Source organism: Nocardia sp. NPDC127579 (genome assembly GCF_042672005.1).
In the GTDB taxonomy this organism is placed as follows: Bacteria; Actinomycetota; Actinomycetes; order Mycobacteriales; family Mycobacteriaceae; genus Nocardia.
On record NZ_JBHXVZ010000001.1, the window covers coordinates 791,898 to 811,418 of the forward strand.

The 19,521-nt window shown below is 69.2% G+C and carries 16 protein-coding genes and 3 tRNA genes; 6 read left to right on the forward strand and 13 right to left on the reverse strand.

Features of this window, described 5'->3' with window-relative positions; all coding sequences use genetic code 11:
* Position 1: 1 nt before the first annotated feature.
* From ACFVMC_RS03070 to ACFVMC_RS03080, 3 genes are all read right to left on the reverse strand, one after another.
* The gene (locus tag ACFVMC_RS03070; protein WP_379206354.1) at positions 2-880 is read right to left on the reverse strand and encodes an oxidoreductase; all 879 of its coding nucleotides are present in this window, start codon (positions 878-880) and stop codon (positions 2-4) included.
* A 15-nt stretch (positions 881-895) separates the two neighbouring features.
* Positions 896-2,011: an esterase/lipase family protein gene (locus tag ACFVMC_RS03075; protein ID WP_379206356.1), complete on the reverse strand. Its 1,116-nt coding sequence runs from the start codon at positions 2,009-2,011 to the stop codon at positions 896-898.
* Positions 2,012-2,172: 161 nt separating this feature from the next.
* Entirely contained in the window at positions 2,173-2,898 is a 726-nt protein-coding gene (locus tag ACFVMC_RS03080; RefSeq protein WP_379206358.1) for a class I SAM-dependent methyltransferase, read from the reverse strand.
* Between ACFVMC_RS03080 and ACFVMC_RS03085 the strand changes: the two genes are divergently transcribed.
* Positions 2,860-3,756 carry a sigma-70 family RNA polymerase sigma factor gene (locus ACFVMC_RS03085; protein WP_379206360.1) on the forward strand — a complete coding sequence of 299 codons (897 nt, stop codon included), beginning with the start codon at positions 2,860-2,862 and terminating at the stop codon, positions 3,754-3,756. The two genes, ACFVMC_RS03080 and ACFVMC_RS03085, sit on opposite strands and share 39 nt — an antisense overlap.
* A gap of 47 nt (positions 3,757-3,803) precedes the next feature.
* Here the strand turns inward: ACFVMC_RS03085 and ACFVMC_RS03090 are convergent, their stop codons facing one another.
* On the reverse strand, positions 3,804-4,013 hold the full coding sequence (locus ACFVMC_RS03090; RefSeq protein WP_379206362.1) for a hypothetical protein: 210 nt from the start codon (positions 4,011-4,013) through the stop codon (positions 3,804-3,806).
* 173 nt (positions 4,014-4,186) lie between these two features.
* On the opposite strand from ACFVMC_RS03090, the gene ACFVMC_RS03095 reads away from it, so the two are divergent.
* Positions 4,187-5,362: a pyridoxal phosphate-dependent aminotransferase gene (locus ACFVMC_RS03095; RefSeq protein WP_379206363.1), complete on the forward strand. Its 1,176-nt coding sequence runs from the start codon at positions 4,187-4,189 to the stop codon at positions 5,360-5,362.
* Here ACFVMC_RS03095 and ACFVMC_RS03100 read toward each other — a convergent pair.
* From ACFVMC_RS03100 to ACFVMC_RS03110, 3 genes are all read right to left on the reverse strand, one after another.
* Positions 5,359-6,009, reverse strand: a complete 651-nt coding sequence (locus ACFVMC_RS03100; protein ID WP_379206364.1) for a trimeric intracellular cation channel family protein — start codon at positions 6,007-6,009, stop codon at positions 5,359-5,361. The two genes, ACFVMC_RS03095 and ACFVMC_RS03100, sit on opposite strands and share 4 nt — an antisense overlap.
* 74 nt (positions 6,010-6,083) lie before the next feature.
* Positions 6,084-6,728, reverse strand: coding sequence for a LysE family translocator (locus ACFVMC_RS03105; RefSeq protein WP_379206366.1), 645 nt, complete (start codon positions 6,726-6,728; stop codon positions 6,084-6,086).
* Positions 6,729-6,818: 90 nt separating this feature from the next.
* Positions 6,819-10,427, reverse strand: coding sequence for an amino acid adenylation domain-containing protein (locus ACFVMC_RS03110; RefSeq protein ID WP_379206368.1), 3,609 nt, complete (start codon positions 10,425-10,427; stop codon positions 6,819-6,821).
* A gap of 118 nt (positions 10,428-10,545) precedes the next feature.
* On the opposite strand from ACFVMC_RS03110, the gene ACFVMC_RS03115 reads away from it, so the two are divergent.
* Complete coding sequence (locus tag ACFVMC_RS03115) at positions 10,546-12,156, forward strand: (2,3-dihydroxybenzoyl)adenylate synthase (RefSeq protein ID WP_379206369.1); 1,611 nt, start codon at positions 10,546-10,548, stop codon at positions 12,154-12,156.
* Here the strand turns inward: ACFVMC_RS03115 and ACFVMC_RS03120 are convergent.
* Complete coding sequence (locus tag ACFVMC_RS03120; protein ID WP_379206371.1) at positions 12,153-13,466, reverse strand: salicylate synthase; 1,314 nt, start codon at positions 13,464-13,466, stop codon at positions 12,153-12,155. The genes ACFVMC_RS03115 and ACFVMC_RS03120 overlap by 4 nt on opposite strands.
* 151 nt (positions 13,467-13,617) lie before the next feature.
* On the opposite strand from ACFVMC_RS03120, the gene ACFVMC_RS03125 reads away from it, so the two are divergent.
* From ACFVMC_RS03125 to ACFVMC_RS03135, 3 genes are all read left to right on the forward strand, one after another.
* Entirely contained in the window at positions 13,618-16,059 is a 2,442-nt protein-coding gene (locus ACFVMC_RS03125) for a glycerol-3-phosphate 1-O-acyltransferase (RefSeq protein ID WP_379206372.1), read from the forward strand.
* Positions 16,056-17,471 carry an HAD-IB family hydrolase gene (locus ACFVMC_RS03130; protein ID WP_379206374.1) on the forward strand — a complete coding sequence of 472 codons (1,416 nt, stop codon included), beginning with the start codon at positions 16,056-16,058 and terminating at the stop codon, positions 17,469-17,471. The genes ACFVMC_RS03125 and ACFVMC_RS03130 overlap by 4 nt, the downstream gene beginning before the upstream one ends.
* Before the next feature lie 99 nt (positions 17,472-17,570).
* Positions 17,571-18,011 (forward strand): DUF6069 family protein, encoded by a 441-nt coding sequence (locus ACFVMC_RS03135; RefSeq protein ID WP_379206376.1) that lies wholly within the window; start codon positions 17,571-17,573, stop codon positions 18,009-18,011.
* A 56-nt stretch (positions 18,012-18,067) separates the two neighbouring features.
* Here the strand turns inward: ACFVMC_RS03135 and ACFVMC_RS03140 are convergent, their stop codons facing one another.
* The 5 genes from ACFVMC_RS03140 to ACFVMC_RS03160 all read right to left on the reverse strand — a co-directional run bounded on the left by ACFVMC_RS03140 (position 18,068) and on the right by ACFVMC_RS03160 (position 19,483).
* Positions 18,068-18,787: a polyprenol monophosphomannose synthase gene (locus tag ACFVMC_RS03140; protein ID WP_379206378.1), complete on the reverse strand. Its 720-nt coding sequence runs from the start codon at positions 18,785-18,787 to the stop codon at positions 18,068-18,070.
* Positions 18,788-18,903: 116 nt separating this feature from the next.
* Positions 18,904-19,080 (reverse strand): hypothetical protein, encoded by a 177-nt coding sequence (locus ACFVMC_RS03145; protein WP_379206379.1) that lies wholly within the window; start codon positions 19,078-19,080, stop codon positions 18,904-18,906.
* A gap of 84 nt (positions 19,081-19,164) precedes the next feature.
* Positions 19,165-19,241: transfer RNA gene (locus ACFVMC_RS03150), tRNA-Phe, on the reverse strand.
* Between the two features lie 66 nt (positions 19,242-19,307).
* Positions 19,308-19,381: transfer RNA gene (locus ACFVMC_RS03155), tRNA-Asp, on the reverse strand.
* A gap of 29 nt (positions 19,382-19,410) precedes the next feature.
* A tRNA-Glu gene (locus tag ACFVMC_RS03160) sits at positions 19,411-19,483 on the reverse strand.
* Positions 19,484-19,521: the final 38 nt, after the last annotated feature.

Genomic DNA, 19,521 nt, shown 5'->3' on the forward strand with positions numbered 1-19,521 from the left:
GTTATCCGGCCAGCGGGTAGACCACGCCGGTCAGCTTCTCCGACAGCTGCCACAGTTCACCGGCCATCCGCTCGTCCCGCGCGGCCTTGCTCTGCCCGCAGCGGATCGGGTAACCCCGCAGGCCGCCGATGCCCTCGGGACCGTAGTAGGCACCGGGCTCCACCTCGGCGGTACTGGCGAAAAGCTGTGGCAGCGCGCCTATTTCGACGCTCTGTGCGACGAGCCGGTCACTCACGGCCATGATGGCGCCGAAGAACGACTCGGTGTGCTTGGTCAATTCGGTGAGCGCGTAACCGGGGTGTGCGGCGACGGCGAGCTTGGCCGACCCGGCCGCGGCCAGGCGGCGCTGCAATTCCCCCGTGAACAACAGATTGGCCAGCTTGGACTGGCCGTAGGCGAGCCAGCGGTCGTAGCGGCGGCGCTCCCAGTTCGGGTCGTCGAGGTTGATCCGGCCGAAGCGGTGCCCCCAGCTGGAGACGGTGACGACCCGTTCGGTGACCTTGTCCAACAGCTGCCCGGTCAGCGCGAAGTGGCCGAGATGATTTGTGCCGAACTGCATTTCGAAGCCATCCGCGGTGCGCCGGGACGGCACCGCCATCACCCCGGCATTGTTCATCAGCACGTCGACCCGATCGATCGAGTCCGCGAATTCGCGCACCGAGGCCAGGTCGGCCAGGTCCAGCCGGCAGACCTGGACCGCTGCCCCGATCTCGGCGGCGACGCGCTCCGCCTTCTCGACATCGCGGCAGGCCATGATCACCTCCGCGCCCGCGGCGGCCAGCGCACGTGCCGCCGCGGCCCCCAGACCGCTGTTCGCGCCGGTGATGACGATCCGCCGCCCACCCTGCTCGGGAATGTTCGAAATGTCCCAGCCACTCATGGTTCGCGAGTCTAATTAGAAACTGCCCCCACCGCCGATCAGCCAGGGATTGAACGCGCACACCAGTTCCGGATGGGCCGCGGGATCCAGCGCGCGCAGCGTAATCGACACGGCCCGAGGCGAATACATCATGGTCAGGTGATCGGAGAAGTCCTGTTCGCACCCGTCCTGGAGGGTGATGTTGTCGACGGTCGCGTCCGGCCCCGCCGTCAGGAAGGTCAGCGGGTACGGGTTGGTCACCTCGTCGTAGCGCGAACCGACCGCGGTGTAGGCGATTCCGGGGACGGTATCGCCGTTCTTGTTCAGCGCCAGCACGAACGGCGAACCGACGGTCTGCTGGATATTCGCGTGGCCGACGAACAACTCGTTGAACCCGAGAATGTCGAGGCCGAGGTTGTTGATCATCCGGCCCAGGGTCGCCAGCCCGAGCAGCGAGGTGCCGTGGTGGGTGGCGCCGAAGCTGATCAGCTTGCCCACCTTGGGCGCGCCGTTCTCGAACTTCAGATACTGATTGGCCACCGTGCCGCCCTGCGAGTGGGCGACCACATCGACCTGTTCCGCGCCGGTGGCCGCGAGCACCTGGTCGACGAAGGCCGAGAGCTGGCGCGCGGATTCCTCCATGTAGCCGACACCGTTGCGCCCGGGCAGGATCGCGCCCAGCCCACCACCTTCGAGCAGATTCGATTGACCGTAATTCAGTGCGTAGACACAGAATCCGGCACGCGCCAGGCGTGGCGCGAGGTAGGCGAAGCTGTCGTAGGCGTTCATCCAGGTGCCGTGCATCAGGACCACCGGGCGGGGATGCGCGGCGCTCGGACGGCAGTTCCAGTCATTGGTGCCCGGCGGCGCGGCGTTCGGATGCAGCAGGCCGTACCCGAAAGCGGCTACGGCGGAGCTGAGTTCAGGGCCCGGGCCGACGGCGACGGCCGATCGGCTGCCCGCCGATCCGGAACTGCTGCCCGAATCCGCCACCGCGATCGGGCGGCCGCCCTGATTGATGTAGTCGGCGAGTTGCTGCTCGGTCGGTGTCGGCGCGTCAGCGCTCGCGCCGGGCGCCCCCACACCGATCACCAGTGCGGCGGCCGCGGCGATCACCGCGCTGCCGAGCATCCGGCCGGTAGGTCGAGTCATGGGTAAACCTCCTCTGGCGCGCCGTCGTTGGGCGCCGATCCGGAGACTAACGGTGTTAGGTGAGCGCTCCGCCGGATCCGAGGGCAGCGCTGGAGCTATCCACGACGGCCACCCAACCGGATGGGAGCAATCCACAACAAGTTACGGAGAATTCCCGAAAATCACCGTGGTCGCGCGAGGACGCCGAGCAGATCACCCGCGGTCACCGCCCGGGAATCGAAACCCGCCGCGTCCAGATACCCGACCAGCTTGTCCGATGACGGCTTCGGACCGACCGCCGTCGCGGTGTCCGGGCTGCCGTATCCGTAGAACAGGGCCAGCGTCCCGCCCGCGCCGAGCAGACGGCGGATCAGCGCGAGTTCGGTGACCGGCGGCTTGGTCCAGAACAGATTGACGTTCACCGCCAGAACCTTGTCGAAAGTGCCGGAGCCGAAGCTGATTCCGTCCACGGGCCGGTCGAGACGAAGCTGCTCCACACCCGCCTGGACCAACCGGACCCGGCCCACCTCGACCAACGCCGCATACCGGGTCCGGGCCCGCGTCACGGCGGCGGCCGAGCGATCGACGCCGATGTACTCGCCGGATTCCAGCGCCCCGGCCACACAGCCGATCGACGCGCTGGAGCCGGGCCCGATCTCCAGCACCCGATCACCCGGGCGCAGCGCCATGGTGTCCACGATCCATCGGAAACGCGCGTCATCGGCCATCTCCGCAATGTAGGACGGCACCGGGCCCGCGGCGGGCGATCCGATCGAATCGGCGATCCCGATTCCGGGGCGCACCCGGCGACCGGGTACACGCGCGGGCGGCGCGCCGACCGTCGCGCCGGGCCCCGTAGAATCCACCCGGTGGTAGCCGCTCTTCTCGCTGATCTGTTCGAATCGCATCGAACGCATCTACTCTCCGTCGCCTACCGGCTGACCGGAAGTGTCAGCGATGCCGAGGACGCGGTACAGGAGAGCTGGCTGCGGCTGGCCGGGGTGCACCAATCCGAGATCGAGGAGCTGCGAGCCTGGCTGACCACCGTGGTGACCCGAATCTGCCTGGACCGCTTGCGTAGCGCCGCCGTGCGCCGGGAAGCCTATGTGGGGCAATGGCTTCCGGAGCCGATCGTCACGGGTGTGACCGGATCGCGCGCGCCCGATCCGCTGGAACAGGTGGTGCGCAAGCAGGAATTCCGGTTGGCGGCCATGGTCGTGCTGGACACCCTGACTCCTCCGCAGCGCGTGGCTTTCGTACTGCACGACGGGCTTTCGGTGCCGTTCGACGAGATCGCGGATATCCTCGGGGTTTCCGCCGATGCCGCGCGTCAACTGGCGGTACGCGCCCGCAAGGCGGTGGCCGGAGCGCCGGAGCCGGTGGCCGATACCGAACACGAGGACGCGGTGCGACGACTGCTCGACGCGCTGGCCGTCGGCGATGTCGGCGCGGTAACCGCCGCGCTGCACCCGGATTCGCGCATGGTGGGTGATGCCAACGGCACCACCTCCACCGCGGTGAATGTGATCGACGGCGCGGAGCGGGTGGCCAGGTTCCTGCTCGGCCTGGTCGGCAAATACGACATCGGCGCTGCCGAATCGGCCGCTGTACGTTACGAATTCGTCCGGGTGAACGGGCAGCTCGGCCTGGTGCTGCGCTGGAACGAAGGCCCGGCGCGGGTCATCGGTTTCACCGTCTCCGACGGAACCATCTGGGGCACTTACGATCACGCCAATCCGGCGAAGCTGTCCGGTGTGCGGCTCTGAGCGACCGGGCCGGACCCTCATCGTCCCGCCCGGCCGCTACCGGGGAATTACGGGATGGTCGAGCCGGTGAACCAGTCACCGGTCGAGGAGCCGCTGCTCTGGTCGCCGGTGGACGAACCGCCGAAGAAATCACCGGTGGAGGAGCCGAGGAAGGTGTCTCCGATCAGGTCGGAGGCAATGTCGCGGAGGTAACCCAGTACTGATCCGGCGACCTCCGACGCGGCCGGTTGCAGTATCAGGTCGAGATACGAGGCCATGAGCGCCCCTTTCGAGAATCCGCCCGATCGGGCGGTGTGAGGTAGAACACGGCGAGGCTAGCTGCCTCAGGGACAACCCACAACTATGCAGGTAGAAGCCTCGATTCAAAAGTGAAACATAGCCTTTCGCTATCTAATAGCAACGATGGCGACCGCTGGGCTACTCTTCGGAGGTGTCCCCGAGTCCCGCGACTGTCAGCCGCCTGCGCCCCTTCGCCTCGACGATCTTCGCCGAGATGACCGAACTCGCCGTCCGGCACTCGGCGGTCAATCTCGGCCAGGGCTTTCCCGACACCGACGGCCCCGCCCGCATGCTCGAGGTCGCCCGCGCGGCCATCGCCGACGGGCTCAACCAGTACCCACCGGGCCGCGGCATGCCCGTGCTGCGCCAGGCCATCGCCGCTGACCGGGCCCGCCGCTACGGCACGCAGTACGACCCCGACACCGAAGTACTGGTCACCGTCGGCGCGACCGAGGCGATCAGCGCCGCCCTGCTCGGCCTGGTCGAACCCGGCCACGAGGTGGTGCTGATCGAGCCGTACTACGACTCCTACGCCGCCGCGGTCGCACTGGCCGGCGCCACCCGGCGCACCGCGCGACTGGTCCCCGACGGCGACCGCTTCGTGCTCGACCTGGACAGCCTGCGCGCCGCTATCACCCCGGCGACCCGGATGATCGTGCTCAACTCGCCGCACAACCCGACCGGCGCTCTGCTCGACCGCGCGGACCTGACCGCCATCGCCGAACTCGCCTGCGCACACGACCTGCTGGTGCTCAGCGACGAGGTCTACGAGCACCTCGTCTTCGACGGGCGCGAGCACATCAGCATCGCGACCCTGCCCGGCATGGCCGAGCGCACCGTCGTGGTCTCCAGCGCCGCCAAGACTTTCAGCGTCACCGGCTGGAAGACCGGCTGGGCCTGCGGGCCCGCCCGGCTCATCGACGGCGTGCTGGCCGCCAAACAGTTCATGACCTTCGTAGCCGGCGGCCCGTTCCAGCCCGCCGTGGCCCACGCGCTCGAACACGAACTCGACTGGGTGGCCCAGCTCCGGGACACACTGTCGGACCGGCGAATCCGGCTCTCGGCCGCGCTCGCCGACACCGGCTTCGATGTGAAGTCCAGTGCGGGCGGCTATTTCGTGTGCGCCGACATCACCCCGCTGGGCGGCACCGATGGCCTGCGGTTCTGCCGCGAGCTGCCCGAGCGGCTGGGGGTGGCCGCGGTGCCGGTCAGCGTCTTCGCCGACGACAAGGCCGCCTGGGACACGCTGGTGCGCTTCACCTTCTGCAAACAGGACGCGACCATCGACGAGGGCGTACGGCGGCTGCGCGCGGGCGTGCGAGTCTAACCGCCGGTCGTGTGCCTGGCCTGCGGTGCGCGCCACTGCAATCGGCGCGCCAGCAACCGGAACACGATGGCCAGCGACGCGGCCAGAAAGCCGGTCCAGGCCTGATAGACCCCGAAGTGCAGCAGCGCCGCGGTGGCCGACGCGCCCAGTAGCGCCGGCACGGCGTACAGATCCTGGTCGGGGCGCAGCACACTGGGCACCTGCCCGCCCAGCAGATCCCGGATCATGCCGCCGCCGATCGCGGTCACCATGCCCAGCAGCGCGGCCGACGGCGCGCCGGTGCCGTGCGCATAGGCGACGACGGTGCCGTTGACACAGAACAGGCCGAGCCCGATCGTGTCGGCGATCTCCAGCGGACCGCGGGTCAGCCGCGCCGAGGGGTGCCGGAAGAAGATGACCAGGGTGACCAGCAGCGCCGCGGTCAGGAAGGTCAGATCGGTGAACGCGGCGGGCGGTGTCCGCCCGACCAGCAGATCGCGAATCACGCCGCCGCCGAGCGCGGTCGAGCAGGCCAGCACGGCCATGCCGAAGATATCGAGATTCTTGCGCACCGCGAGCAGCGCGCCCGAGGTCGCGAACGCGATCACCCCGAGCAGCTCACCGCCGCCCTGCGCGGCGTTCACGGCGGAGTCGATCCCGGCGCTCATCCAACACTCCCTTCGTGCGCACTCTGCTTGCAGAGTTGCACGCCGGTGCGACTGTCGCGCCCGCGACACCCGGTTCAGGCAGGAACGGGCCGGGCCCGATCGGTCGCGAGGGTTACCGCGATCGCGCCGAGCATCGAGCCCATTACCCAGCGCTGGGTCCGCAACCACAGCGGCCGCCCGGTGAGGAAACTCGAGATCCCGCCCGCGCCGAGCACGATCAGACCGTTGACGGTCAGCGCCACGGTGATCTGCACCGCGCCCAATTCCAGGCTCTGCAACCACACCGCGCCCCCGTCCGGCGCGACGAACTGCGGGATCAGCGCCATGTACATGATGGCGATCTTGGGATTGAGCAGATTGGTGACCAGTCCCATGGTGAACAGCCGCCGCGCCGGATCCGCGGGCAGGTCCGCGGGCGTGAACACCGAGGCGCCACCGGGTTTGACCGCCTGCCAGGCCAGCCACAGCAGATAGACCGCGCCCGCCAGCTTCATGGCCAGGTACAGCCCGGGCACCACCGCGAAGACCGCTGTGATGCCCACGGCCGCGGCCGCGAGATACACGGCGAACCCGGCGGCCACGCCACTCAGCGAGATCAGTCCGGCGCGCCGCCCCTGCGAGACCGTCCGCGAGACCAGATACATCATGTTCGGCCCGGGCGTCAGCACCAGGCCGAGGGCCGCCGCCGCCACACCGAGAATCGCCGCCGTTTCCACCATGACTCGATCCTGCCTTTCGGGAGCGCCTCTCGTCTCGGGCCACTCCAGCGGCACTGGCCTGCACCGATGTGTGATCCGGGTCGCAGCCCGTCAGGACTGCGCCAGCACCTCGTCGTCGCTCATCGCGGCCACCTCCAGGTACAGGGCGGCCACCGATTCCAACCGCCCGGCCCCGCCCCGCGCCCGTTCCCGGGCGAGCAGGCGCTCGGCCAGGCCGCCGATGGTGCGCCCGGCGAACAGGTCGGCGACGCGGGCATCCTCGATCTCCAGCCACTCCCGGGCGCGGGCGACCGCGGTGGTGGCGAGCACGGAATCGCCGCCGAGCGCGAAGAAGTCGTCGCGCGGGCCGATCCGCTCGACACCGAGCACCTCGGCCACGATCGCGGCCAGCGCGGCCTCCAGGGCCGAGCCGGGCCCGGTGTCGGCCACGGCGTTCGCGCCCGGTTCCAGCAGCGCGACCACCGCCCGCCGATCCAGCTTCCCGTTGGCCGTCAACGGCATTCGCTCCAGGATCTCGATCCGCGTCGGAATCATGTAGCCGGGCAGCAGGTCCCGCACCGCGGCCACGATCTCCGCCGCCGAGGCGACCTCGCCCGCGACCGCGGCCACGAGCTTGGGCGCGCTCGCGCCGACCACCGCGGCCACCGCGTGCCGCACACCCGGCGCGGTCCGCAGACCGCTCTCCACCTCGCCCAATTCGACCCGGTAGCCACGGATCTGGACCTGATGATCGGCACGGCCCAGGAATTCGATGGTGCCGTCCGGCCAGTAGCGGGCCATGTCACCGGTGCGATACCAGCGGATGTCGTCGTGCACTACGAAGCGCTCCGCCGTGCGCTCAGGATCGTTGCGGTAACCCGCAGCCACATTCGCGCCGCCGACCCAGAATTCACCCGGCACCCAGTCCGGGCAGTCCCGCCCGGCCGAATTCACCACGCGGCAGCGCACATTGCGCAGCGGCACACCGAACGGGACGGTGGCCCAGTGCGCGGGCGGGTCGGAGACCTCGCAGATGGTGTTGTGGATCGAGGTCTCGGTGGCGCCACCGAGGCCGGAGAACCGGCAGCCGGGCACCTGCCGAGCCAACCGGCGGGCCAGATCCGCGCCGACCCAGTCGCCGCCCAGCGTGACCGCGCGCAGCGAGTCACCGAGCTGATCGCCGCCGATCTCCAGAATCATGTCGAGCATGCTCGGCACACAGTTCAGGATCGAAACCCGGTGGTGGGTCAGCAGTTCCACCCAGCTGGTGGCCTCTGCCCGCTGTGCGGCCGAGAGCGCGACCACCGAACCGCCGACCGCGAACATGCCGAACATGTCGTAGACCGACGCGTCGAACTCCAGCGCGGACAGGCCGAGTACTCGATCATGCTCACCGACCTCGAACCACTCGTTGACCGCGTCGATGGTGTTCATCGCGCCGCGATGCGGCACGTCCACCCCCTTCGGGACACCCGTGGAGCCGGAGGTGAACAGGACGTAGGCGATCGATTCGGGATCCGGAAGCACCGGCGCGGCAAGCGGATCCGGATGCCGCCGCGCCGCCGCGAGCGACAGGCAGGTCAGATCGGCGCGGCCCAGATCGGCGTCGTCCACGGTGAGCGCCGCGACCACGTCACCGGTGCGCAGAATCTCCGCGCGCCGGCCCACCGGCTGATCGAAACCGATCGGCACATAGGCCGCGCCCGCCGCGAGCACACCGAGCACGGCCAGGATCTGATCCGGCCCCTTCGGGAGTTGCACGGCCACTGTCGATCCCGGTGCCACGCCGGCATCGCGCAGCGCGGCGGCGACTGAAAGCGCCTGCGCGGCAAGCTCGGCGTAGGTCCAGGCGCCGTCGACGCCGTCGGTGCTCCAGCACACGGCCACGGCGTCCGGGGTGCTGCGCGCGAAGTCGAACAGCCCCTGATGCAGGACGCGGCCGGAGACCGGGCCGTCGGTCGCGTTCACCGCGGCGCGCACTGCGGCCTGGGAAACCGGAAGGCGCACAGCGGCTTCCGCGTTCCAGCCGGCTTCGCCCGCGCCCAGGCGTCCGATCGCGTCGGTGTACCGGGCGAACATGGCCTCGATCATCCCGGCCGGGAACGCCGACTCGCGCACATCCCAATTCAGCAGCAGCCCGCCGCGGACCTCGGTGACCTGGGCGTCCAGCAGCACCTGCGGGCCCTGCGAGATTATCCACACCGGTTCACCGAAGGTCTCCGTGACCGCGTCGGCGAACAGCTCACCGAGGTTGAGCGCGCTGGTGTAGACGATCGGCGCGAGCACCGGCTCGCCGCGGTGGCGGCCCAGATCGCGCAGCACCTCCAGACCGGAATAGGCCGTGTGCGAGCCACTTTCGTGCATGGCGCGCTGCAAGGCCCGGGCGCGCTCGGTGACCGTCACGTTCGCGCTGACATCCACCTCCAGCATGATCGAGGAGGTGAAATCGCCGATCACCCGATCGATGTCGGGATGCACCGGTTCACGATGGAACAGCGGCACATTCAGCAGGAACCGGCTCTGCGCCGACCAGCCGCCGATGGTCTCGGCGAACACCGCGGCCAACGCCATCGCGGGGGTGATGCCGCGCGCGTGCGCCGCGGCCATCAGCCGCTGTTTGGCCTCCGGGGCCAGCCAGTGGTTGTAGCGGACGGTGCGATGCGGATCGACCCGCTCGCTGACCGGAATGGTCGGCAGTTCCGGCGCACCGGGCAGATCCGCCAGCCGATCCTGCCACCACTGCCGGTCACGATCGCGCGCCTGCGGATCCACGGTGCGCTCGGTGCGGTAGCGGCGGTAGCTGTATCCCTGCTCGGGTACGACACCGCCGTGATAGAGCTCCGCCAGGTCCGAGATCAGCACGCGATAACTCATCGCGTCGCCCGCGGTCATGTCCACGTCCAGGTGCAGGCGGGTGCGGCCGTCGGCGAGCCGGCTCAGCGTGACATCCAGGACCTGCCCGTTCTCGATGTCCAGCCGCTGGTGGGTCTTGCTGTCGCGCAGTCGCTCCAGTTCGGCCGCGGCCGACTCGGCGGAGTGCGCGCGCAGGTCGGCCACCGAGAACACCGGTACGCCAGGTGCGTCGAGGGTTTGCTGGGTGCCGTCGGGCAGCACCCTGGTGCGCAGCATCGGATGCACGACGACCAGGTCTCGCACGGCAGCCGCCAGGCGCTCGGGATCGACGTCGGCACCGTCGAATTCGACATAGAGATGCGCCGCGACCCCGCCCAGGTCCTGCTCGTCGGAGCGGCCGATCCAATACGCATGCTGCATGCCCGCCAGCGGGAACGGCTCGTTCGCACCGGCCGCTGCGTCGGGGAGGTCCGCTGCGCCCGACGTGCTCGGCCCGTGGTCGCGGTGGCCGACGGCCGATGTGCTCGGCGCTGGCTCCGGGTCGCGGCGGCCGGCGGTCGACGTGCTCGCCTCGGGCTCCAGGTCGCGGCGGCCGACTGTCGGTGCGCTCGCCTCGGCGGGTTCGTCGGCGCCGCCGAGCAATTCGTACCACCTGTCGACGGTGGGGTCGGCCGCCAGCTGCGCGAAGTTGATATCGATGCCGCGTTTGCGCCAGCCGCCCGCGAGTTTCATGGTGCGAATGGAGTCGAGGCCGAGTTGGATGAGGTCGTCGCCGGTAGCGATGTCCGCGGCGGCGAGGCCCAGCTGGGCGGCGACGGCCGCCCGGATATCGTCCCGGCTGATGGGGGTGGGCTGCGCTGACTCCATGTGCGGCATGTGCTCCTCGGTTGCCGCCGCGCGGGCGGATCGATACTGCTCGCGCCAAGGGTAGCGCACTGAGATAGGGTTGCCTAACCTACCTAATACTCAGCATGCGAGGCAGATCGTGACATCCACGCCCACCGGCCACCGCACCGGTTACGTCCCGTTCCCCGCCGCCGCGGCGGCGTCCTACCGCACGGACGGCTACTGGTCCGGCCGCCCCCTGGACGACCTGCTGCGCCGCTCGGCCCAGCGGCACCCCGACCGCCCGCTGCTGCTCGGCAACGACGAGGTGCTGAGTTATGCACAGGTGGACACAGCCGCCGACCGGATGGCACACGGACTGCTCGCCCTCGGTATCGCACCCGGCGATCGAGTGGTCGTGCAACTACCGAACATCCCGGAATTCCTGACCGTGCTCTTCGGCCTGCTGCGCGCCGGGATCATTCCGGTGCTGACGCTGCCCGCGCACCGCCGCGCGGAGATCGAGCACTTCGCGGGACTGTCGGAAGCGGTCGCCTACATCGTCGCCGACCGGCAGGGTGATTTCGACTACCGCGAGCTCGCCGCGACGGTCCGCGCCGCGGTGCCGTCGCTACGCCACGTGCTGGTCGCGGGCGAGCCGGGCGCGTTCACCGATCTGAATACCGTGCCCCGCGACGGTGATTCGCTGCCGTCGGTCGACCCGAGCGAGATCGCGCTCATGCTGGTCTCCGGCGGCACCACCGGCCTGCCGAAGCTGATCGCGCGCACACACGACGACTACGCCTACAACGCCGGCGCCAGCGCCGCGGTCTGCGCGCTCACCGCCGACGACGTCTACCTCGCGACTCTGCCCGCCGCACACAACTTCCCGCTCGCCTGCCCCGGCATTCTGGGTACCGTCGCCACCGGCGGCGCGGTCACCTTCGTCACCGATCCGAGCCCGGAGAGCGCTTTCGCCGCTATCGCCCGCCATCACGTGACGGTTACCGCCGTGGTACCACCCCTGGCCCAACTCTGGTGCGCGGCAACCGAATGGGAGGACGCGGACCTGAGCTCGCTGCGCCTGCTCCAGGTCGGCGGCGCCCGCCTGGCCGAGGTGAATGCCAAGGAGGTGACGCCCGCGCTGGGCGCCACCCTGCAACAGGTGTTCGGCATGGCCGAGGGCCTGCTCAACTTCACCCGGCTCGACGACGACGCGGAATTGCTGCACACCACTCAGGGTCGCCCGCTGTCCCCCGCCGACGAAGTCCGGGTGGTCGACGCCCTGGGCAAGGATGTCGCGCCGGGCGCGGAGGGCGAGCTGCTCACCAAGGGCCCGTACACGATTCGCGGCTACTACCGCGCACCCGAGCACAATGCGCGGGCCTTCACCCCGGACGGTTACTACCGCAGCGGCGACCTGGTCCGGCAGTTGCCGTCCGGGCATCTGGTGGTGTCCGGCCGGATCAAGGACGTGATCAACCGCGGCGGCGAGAACGTCTCCTGCGACGAACTCGAGGAGCACCTGCTCGCACATCCGGCGGTGCGGCACGCGGCCGCGGTCGGCCTGCCCGATCCGGCGCTCGGCGAAAAGGTCTGCGCCGTACTGGTTGTCGAGGGCACGCTGCCTACGCTGGCCGAGATCAAGACCTTCCTCACCGACCGCGGGCTGGCCACCTACAAGCTGCCGGACGTGCTCCGGCAGGCGGACAGTCTGCCGGTCACGGCGGTCGGCAAGATCGATAAGAAGGCGCTGCGCGCCGCGAACTAGGCGCGCACCACGTAGGGCGCTACGCTGCCGAGCTTTTCGCAGGTCTCCTCGAATTCCCGCTCAGGCCGGGACTGGCCGACGATGCCGGCCCCGGCGCGCAGCCACGCGCCCCCGGCATTCTGATAGACCGCGCGCAGCACCAGGGTCGCCTCCATCGCGCCGCTCGACGAGACCGCCAGCACCGCACCGGAATACAGCCCACGGGCGGCACCGTCGAGCCGGAAGACGGAGTCGACGCCCGGCCGCTTGGGAATCCCCGACGCCGTGACCGACGGGAACAGCGTTTCCAGTGCGTCCCAGCTGGAGCGGTCGGCGGCCAACCGGCCGCGCACCGTGGAGGCCAGGTGCTGCACGCTGCCGCGCTCGCGCACCGCCATGAAGTCCGAGACCGCGGTGGTGCCCGGGTCGGCCACCGCGGCGATCTCCGCGAACGAGGTCTGTACCGAGATCGCGTGCTCCACGATCTCTTTCGGGTCGCTGAGCAGGTCCGTGCGTGCCGCCAGATCCAGCTGCGCACCGAATCCGAAGGCGCGGGTTCCGGCCAGCGGTTCGGTCGTCACCACTCGCCCCGCGTCCACCGCCGCGACCAGTTCGGGGCTGAAGCCGGCGGCCTCGAGCCCGCCCAGGCGCAGCAGGAACGACCGCGCCGGAGTGTTGCCGGCGCGACCGAGCCGATAGGTGGCGGGAATGTTCACGGCGAAGGGCAGGTCGACCTTCCGAGAAAGAATGACCTTCTGGTAGCGCCCGGAACGGATCTCCTCGACCGCGGTCGCGACGCGCTCCTGGTATCCGGTCGGGTCCAGGCGGATGTCGACCGGTTCGGCCTGCGGCAGCGCGCTCGATTGCGCGGCCGCGATGAGCGCACGGATATCGGCGGCCTCGGCCTCGGTGGCGCCGGTGATCCGCACGCCGTATTCGTCGAGGACGACCTCCAGCCGCGGAATCATCAGGTGCGCCAAGGGCGTCCGCGTGTCGACGTGGGCGGTCGCGTCCAGCGCCCAGGCACAGAATTCGAATCCGATCCAGCCGTAGGCATTGCGCTGCCCCAGTGGCAGCTGTTCGAGCGTGCGGTCCAGGACCGCGGCGGGGCGGCCGGTCCAGGCGCTGACGGTGGTCTCGCCGTCCCAGGTGACCCGCAGCTCCCCCGCGTCGAGTTCGACGGCGCCGATCGGATCGGCCGCGAACACCCACTGCCCGGGCCGCTCGTACATGACGTACTCGCCGAATCGGTCCGCGGCCGCCAGGTCGGCCATCGCTGCCGCCGGATCGGTTACATATTCAACACGCAAGCGCTCGTCCGTGGTCGACAACGATCCTCCAAGGTAAAGCAAACCTAACTCAAGGAGGTAAGGTTAGCATTACCTGAACGTTGGCGACATGGAGGTGGAAGCGGCCGAGATACCTGCGCGAATCGCCCCGTGACGCTTGAATAGGGGGATCGGCAATCGCGGAGGGACAGTCATGATCGATCACGGCCACGGTGCGTCCACACCGGCGCAGCGCACGACACCACCCGAATCGGTCGTGGCCCTGATCGAAGCCTCCTCCCCAGTGGAGCGCCGGCTGGTCGGCGACTGGCTCAGCGCCGGCGGCATTGCCACCGAACTCGGCGCGAATCTGCCGGTGACCCAACTGGATCTGGACGCGCACGCCGTCGCCGGGCGGCTCGTCGGCCGCCGCGACGATCCGCTCGTGGTGCCGGTGCGGGTGCTGTGGCTGCCGCCCGAACGCGACGGCGTGCGCCGCATGACCTTCACCGACCTGGCCACCATGACCAACCCGCGCAAGCCGAACCGATTCGCGCAACGGCGGCTGGCCCGCCGGGAACCCGACCGGCACGTGGTGCTCACCGGTCAGCCCGCACTGCTCAGCGAACTCCGCGCGAACAACCCCGAGGCGACGGCGATGCTCGCGGCGGGCTCCGGAGAACCACTGGCCCGCGCCATCGTCCGCGCCGGAGTCGTCGCCCTGGAACGCGCGGAACGCACCATCATCGGCGACCGGTACAAAGTGCCGCGGCTGGTCGCCGAGGAAATCCTGGACTCACCCGAATTCCTGCGCCGCCTGGAACTGATCGCCGACCAGATCGACACCACCGCGCAAGAGGTCTACCGGCGCGCGGAGAAGGCGCTCAACGAGCTCGTGGCCGCCCAGTCGCGGCTGGTCTCGGATCTGTTCACCCAGGCCATGCGCCCGGTACACGCCTCCACCTGGAAGGTGGACACCGACGAGTCGGGCCTCAGCGCGCTACGCACCCGCAACCGGCGCTACCCGCTGGTCTTCCTGCCCTCGCACCGCTCCTACGTGGACGCGTTCGTGCTCGGAGACGTGCTGGCCCGCAACGACTTCCCGCCCAACCACGTGATCGGCGGCGCCAACCTGAGCTTCTGGCCGATGGGGCCGATCGCCCGGCGCACCGGCACCGTGTTCATCCGGCGCAGCTTCGGCGACGACGAGGTCTACAAGGCGGTCGTCGAGGAGTACTTCGCCTACCTGTTGGCCAAACGCTTCAATCTGGAGTGGTACTTCGAGGGCGGGCGCACCCGCACCGGCAAACTCCGCCCGCCCCGCTACGGCCTGCTGAACTATCTGGCCGCCGCGGTCCGCCGGAACCGGGTCGAGGATGTGCTGCTGGTTCCGGTGTCGATCACCTACGAGCGGCTCAACGAGCTGGGCGCGATCGCCCACGAGCAGGGCGGCGGGAAGAAGAAGCCGGAGGGCCTGACCTGGCTGGCGCGTTACGTTCGCAGCCAGCAGCATTCGGCCGGGCGGGTATACGTCCGCTTCGGCGAACCGCTGTCCGCGCGAGACCGGCTCGCCGCACACGGCGACCCACTGTCTGCGCCGCCCACCGCGATTCCGCTGCACCGCACCGATCCCGTTGGTGCGGACCGGGTTCCGGCACCCGACGACGGAGCCGCCGAGCTGGAACGCAAAGCGGTGCAGCGCTTGGCTTTCGAAGTCGCCGTTGGCATCAACGCCGTCACCCCCGTCACCGTGAACGCGTTGGCCACCCTGGCCTTGCTCGGCGTGCACGACCGTGCGCTCACGCTCGGCGAGGTGCGGGCCGTGATCGATCCGGTGCTGCGCTACATCGACAAGCGTGGCCTGCCCGGCGGCGAGCTCGCCGCCCTGCGCGACGAGCAGAGCCTCGCCGTTGTGCTGGAACAGCTTTCGCTGGCCAAGGTGGTCACCGTCTACCGGAGCGGGCTGGAGCCGGTGTACTCCATTGAACCGGGCGCGCACCTCGAGGCCGCCTTCTACCGCAACAGCGGCGTGCACTGGTTCGTCAACCGGGCCATCCTCGAACTGTCCATCCTGGCCGCCATCGAATCCGAAGAGCCCGATACTCTCCAGGTGGGCTGGGACGAGGCGTTCCGGCTGCGCGATCTGCTCAAGTTCGAGTTCTTCTTCCCGGACCGCACCGAATTCGCCGGCCAGATGACCCGCGAGATGCTGCTGGTCGATCCACAGTGGCGCGTGCACACCCCCGAGGACACCCTCGGCGCCGACATCCTCGACCGGCTCACCGAATCCGGCTTCATGATGGCGCACCGGGTACTGCGGTCGTTCTTCGAAGCGCAGCTGGTGGTGGCCGAACGGCTCGCCGCCCGGGCGCCGGCGGCGGAGGTGGATCGCAAGCAGTTCATCGACGAATGCGTGCAGGTCGGCCGCCAGATGTTGTTGCAGCAGCGCCTGCACAGCCCCGAATCGGTCTCCACCGAATTGTTCACCAGCGCCTTGAAACTCGCCGACAACCACGGCCTGCTCAGCGCACCCGAGGCCGAGCACGCCGAGCTGTCCGAGCGCCGCGCCGCGTTCGCCCGGCAGCTGCGCACCATCACGATCCGGATCTCGCACGCCGCCGCGCTGGACCCGTCCAATCGGGAGCCCGCGCGGTGAACCTGACCGAAACCCTCGCCGCGATCCGCTCCGGCCCCCAGGGACCGCGCGTCGCGGCCGTCTTCGACTTCGGCGCCGTGGTCGACGGTTTCGCCCGGCCCCGGCTGTACCGGACGTTCTTCCGGCGCGGCGCGGGCGCGGCGACAACCCTGCTCGGCGGCATCCGCAGCGGCCGCACCGACGCCGAATACCGCCGGTTCCTCCAGCAGGCGTCCTTCGCCCTCGCCGGGCGCACGGCCGAGGACCTCGATCAACTGGGCGCCGCGCTGTTCAAGAGCACGGTGTACGGGCACATCTACCCCGAAGCCTGGCAGCTGATCCGGACACACCGGGCCGCGGGCCACACCGTGGTGCTGGTCAGTTCGCTGACCCGATTCCAGGTCGCCCCCGCCGCCGCGGCACTCGACATCCCCCATGTGCTGTGCACGCCGATGGCCACTGTCGATAACCTGCTGACCGGCTACGCCGAGGGCAAAACGCTGTGGCGCAACGGCAAAGCCGACGCCGTGCGCGCCTTCGCCGACGCCCATGACCTCGACCTGGCCGAGAGCTACGGCTACGCCGACGCGGCCGCCGACCTACCCCTGCTGACGCTGCTCGGGCGGGCGACGGCGGTCAACCCGGATCGCGGACTGGCCGCCACCGCCGCCGAAAGACAGTGGTCCGCCCTGACGTTCCGCCCTCGCCGCGCTCCGCGGCCCGCCGATTACGCGCGCACCGCCGCGGGTTTCCTCGCGCTGCTCGGCGGCGCGTGCACCGGCGTGCTCAGCAAGTCCTACACCCGGCGGCGGCGCGATATGGCCGACGCGCTGATGGCCCACGGCACCTCGGCCACCCTCGCCGCGCTCGGTGTGCGGCTGCGCGTCACGGCCGGCGCCGAATACGCGAGCGCCCCACGGCCCGCGGTATTCCTGTTCAACCATCAGAGTCAATTCGACGTGATCATCGTGCCGAAGGTGCTCGGCGGCGGCGTCACCGGCATCGGCAAGCAGGAATTGACCAAGAACCCGGTGTTCGGGCCGCTCATGCGATTCGTCGGCGTCACGTTCATCGACCGCCGGGACAGCGCCAAGACGCGGGCCGCGCTGGCACCGGTGGTGGCGACCCTGCGCGCGGGACTGTCCATCGCGATCGCGCCGGAGGGGACCCGTTCCTACACACCGGAAGTCGGGCCGTTCAAGAAGGGCGCGTTCCATATCGCCCAGCAGGCGGGTGTTCCGGTGATTCCGGTGGTGATCCGCAACGCCGGTGAAATCTCCTGGCGCAACTCGATGGTCGCGCGCCGGGGCACGGTCGAGGTCGCCCTGCTGCCGCCGATCGAGGTCGGCGCGTGGACCCCGGCGGAGTTCGACGCGCAGGTCGCCGCAGTGCGCCAGCGCTATATCGACACCATGCTGAACTGGCCGGAGTGATCTGTATCACGATGCGCACCAATGCGATTGACCCAAACAATTGTTGAGGTTTCAGGATGGTCTCCAGACGAAGACACGACGTCACCACAGGAGATCACCATGACCACCGCGACCGCCACCACCGGCTACCCGACCCGCGTCCCCGCCCTCAATCGCCCCGTCGCCGTGCTCGGCGCCACCGGCGCCGCCCTGCTGGCCAACCTGATCGTGTGGCTGATCGGCGCGGCCGCCGGCGGCACCTTCGAGACGACCAACAATGGCCAGGTCCAGAGCGTCGCGCCCGGCGGCATCATCGTCATGACCGTGGTTCCGATGCTGATCGGGCTCACCGCCGCCGCACTGCTGTCCTACCGGTGGACCGGCGTGCTGCGGGTCGCCGCGGTGATCGGGTCCACGCTGGCCATCGCCACCATCGCCATGACCGTGGCCGCCGACTTCGACACCGCCTCCACCGTCGCGCTGTCGATCACCCACCTCACCCTTGCGCCCGCGATCATCGCCGCCACCGAGGGGCTGCGCCGCAAGCTGATCGAGGCGTGAGAACGCGAAAAGCCCCGCATCCCAACCGGGATGCGGGGCATTCGCATGGGCTCAGATCAGACCGAGCGGCCGAACATCAGCTTCCACGGCATCAGCGCCGACTCCAGCTGCACCTTCAAACTCATCTTGGAAGCGCCGAGCGTGCGCTCCTCGAACCGGATCGGCACCTCCGCGATGCCGATGCCCTTGCGCACGGTGCGATAGTTCATCTCCACCTGGAACGAATAACCGTTGCTCTTGATCGAGGCGACGTCGATCGCGCGCAGCGTATCGGCCTTCCATGCCTTGAAGCCGGCGGTGGCGTCCTTCACGCCCAGGCGCAGCAGCAGGTTCACGTAGAAGTTGGCCCACGCCGAGAGCGCCTTGCGGTACCACTTCCACTCCTCGGCGGTCGATCCGCCGGGCACATACCGGGATCCGAGCACCACACCCGCGTCGGTCGTCGCCAGCTTCTCCAGCATCGCCGGGATCACCTCGGCCGGATGGGAGAGGTCGGCGTCCATCTGGATCACCACGTCGGCACCCTCGTCCAGCGCGCGGGTGATGCCCGCGACGTAGGCGCGGCCGAGACCATCCTTCTCGGTGCGGTGCAGTACGCCGACCACGTTCGGCAGCTCGGCCGCCAGCTTGTCGGCGACCTCACCGGTCCCGTCGGGGGAACTGTCGTCAACGACGAGCACATGCAGGTCGGACACCGGAAGCGCCGTCAGCCGCTCCACCGCCACCGGCAGATTCTCCCGCTCGTTGTAGGTCGGCACAACAACGGTAACCCTCAAGGGTCGCCCTCCCTGCTCACCAGCATTCGTCGATTTTCGCGAAACTTACCGAGAAACCGTACTTGATCGACCTGATCGCGCCCTGAGCAGTTCCACCTACGCGCTCCGGCGGCGCCTCAGTTTTCCCAGGAGTCCCGCGCGTCCTCCCGCTCATTACGCTGTTTCACGATCTCCAGCGCCCGCTCGGCGGTCGCCTGATCCGGGTACGGCCCCATCCGATCCGCGAACCAGCAGCGCTTGCCTTGCTCGGCCCGATGATGCTTGAGGCAGTAGTACCACTGTTCATCACCCATCCCCCCAGCATCCCACCGACCACGATCAACCGCCCCCGCGAAACGCAAAAAATCCCCTTGACCAGTACCGCGTCAAGGGGATTGTGGTGGCCAGGGCCGGGATCGAACCGGCGACCTTCCGCTTTTCAGGCGGACGCTCGTACCAACTGAGCTACCTGGCCGCAGGCACCCGGAGCGAATGCCATGCTAATGCGAAACGCCGGATCACTCCGGCGTTTACACACTTGCGACCCTGACGGGACTCGAACCCGCGACCTCCGCCGTGACAGGGCGGCGCGCTAACCAACTGCGCCACAGGGCCTTGCTTTGCTTCCAACAGTCCGAAGACCGTACCCCCTACGGGATTCGAACCCGCGCTACCGCCTTGAAAGGGCGGCGTCCTAGGCCGCTAGACGAAGGGGGCTCGTCCCAGATTGCTCTGGACCGGCTATTTCAACGGTG

Excerpts from the sequence above, each read along its gene's own strand:
- ACFVMC_RS03070 (WP_379206354.1), bottom strand. The coding sequence starts at position 880 with ATGAGTGGCTGGGACATTTCGAACATTCCCGAGCAGGGTGGGCGGCGG.
- ACFVMC_RS03075 (WP_379206356.1), bottom strand. The coding sequence starts at position 2,011 with ATGACTCGACCTACCGGCCGGATGCTCGGCAGCGCGGTGATCGCCGCG.
- ACFVMC_RS03080 (WP_379206358.1), bottom strand. The coding sequence starts at position 2,898 with ATGCGATTCGAACAGATCAGCGAGAAGAGCGGCTACCACCGGGTGGAT.
- ACFVMC_RS03090 (WP_379206362.1), bottom strand. The coding sequence starts at position 4,013 with ATGGCCTCGTATCTCGACCTGATACTGCAACCGGCCGCGTCGGAGGTC.
- ACFVMC_RS03100 (WP_379206364.1), bottom strand. The coding sequence starts at position 6,009 with ATGAGCGCCGGGATCGACTCCGCCGTGAACGCCGCGCAGGGCGGCGGT.
- ACFVMC_RS03105 (WP_379206366.1), bottom strand. The coding sequence starts at position 6,728 with ATGGTGGAAACGGCGGCGATTCTCGGTGTGGCGGCGGCGGCCCTCGGC.
- ACFVMC_RS03110 (WP_379206368.1), bottom strand. The coding sequence starts at position 10,427 with ATGGAGTCAGCGCAGCCCACCCCCATCAGCCGGGACGATATCCGGGCG.
- ACFVMC_RS03125 (WP_379206372.1), top strand. The coding sequence starts at position 13,618 with ATGATCGATCACGGCCACGGTGCGTCCACACCGGCGCAGCGCACGACA.
- ACFVMC_RS03135 (WP_379206376.1), top strand. The coding sequence starts at position 17,571 with ATGACCACCGCGACCGCCACCACCGGCTACCCGACCCGCGTCCCCGCC.
- ACFVMC_RS03145 (WP_379206379.1), bottom strand. The coding sequence starts at position 19,080 with ATGGGTGATGAACAGTGGTACTACTGCCTCAAGCATCATCGGGCCGAG.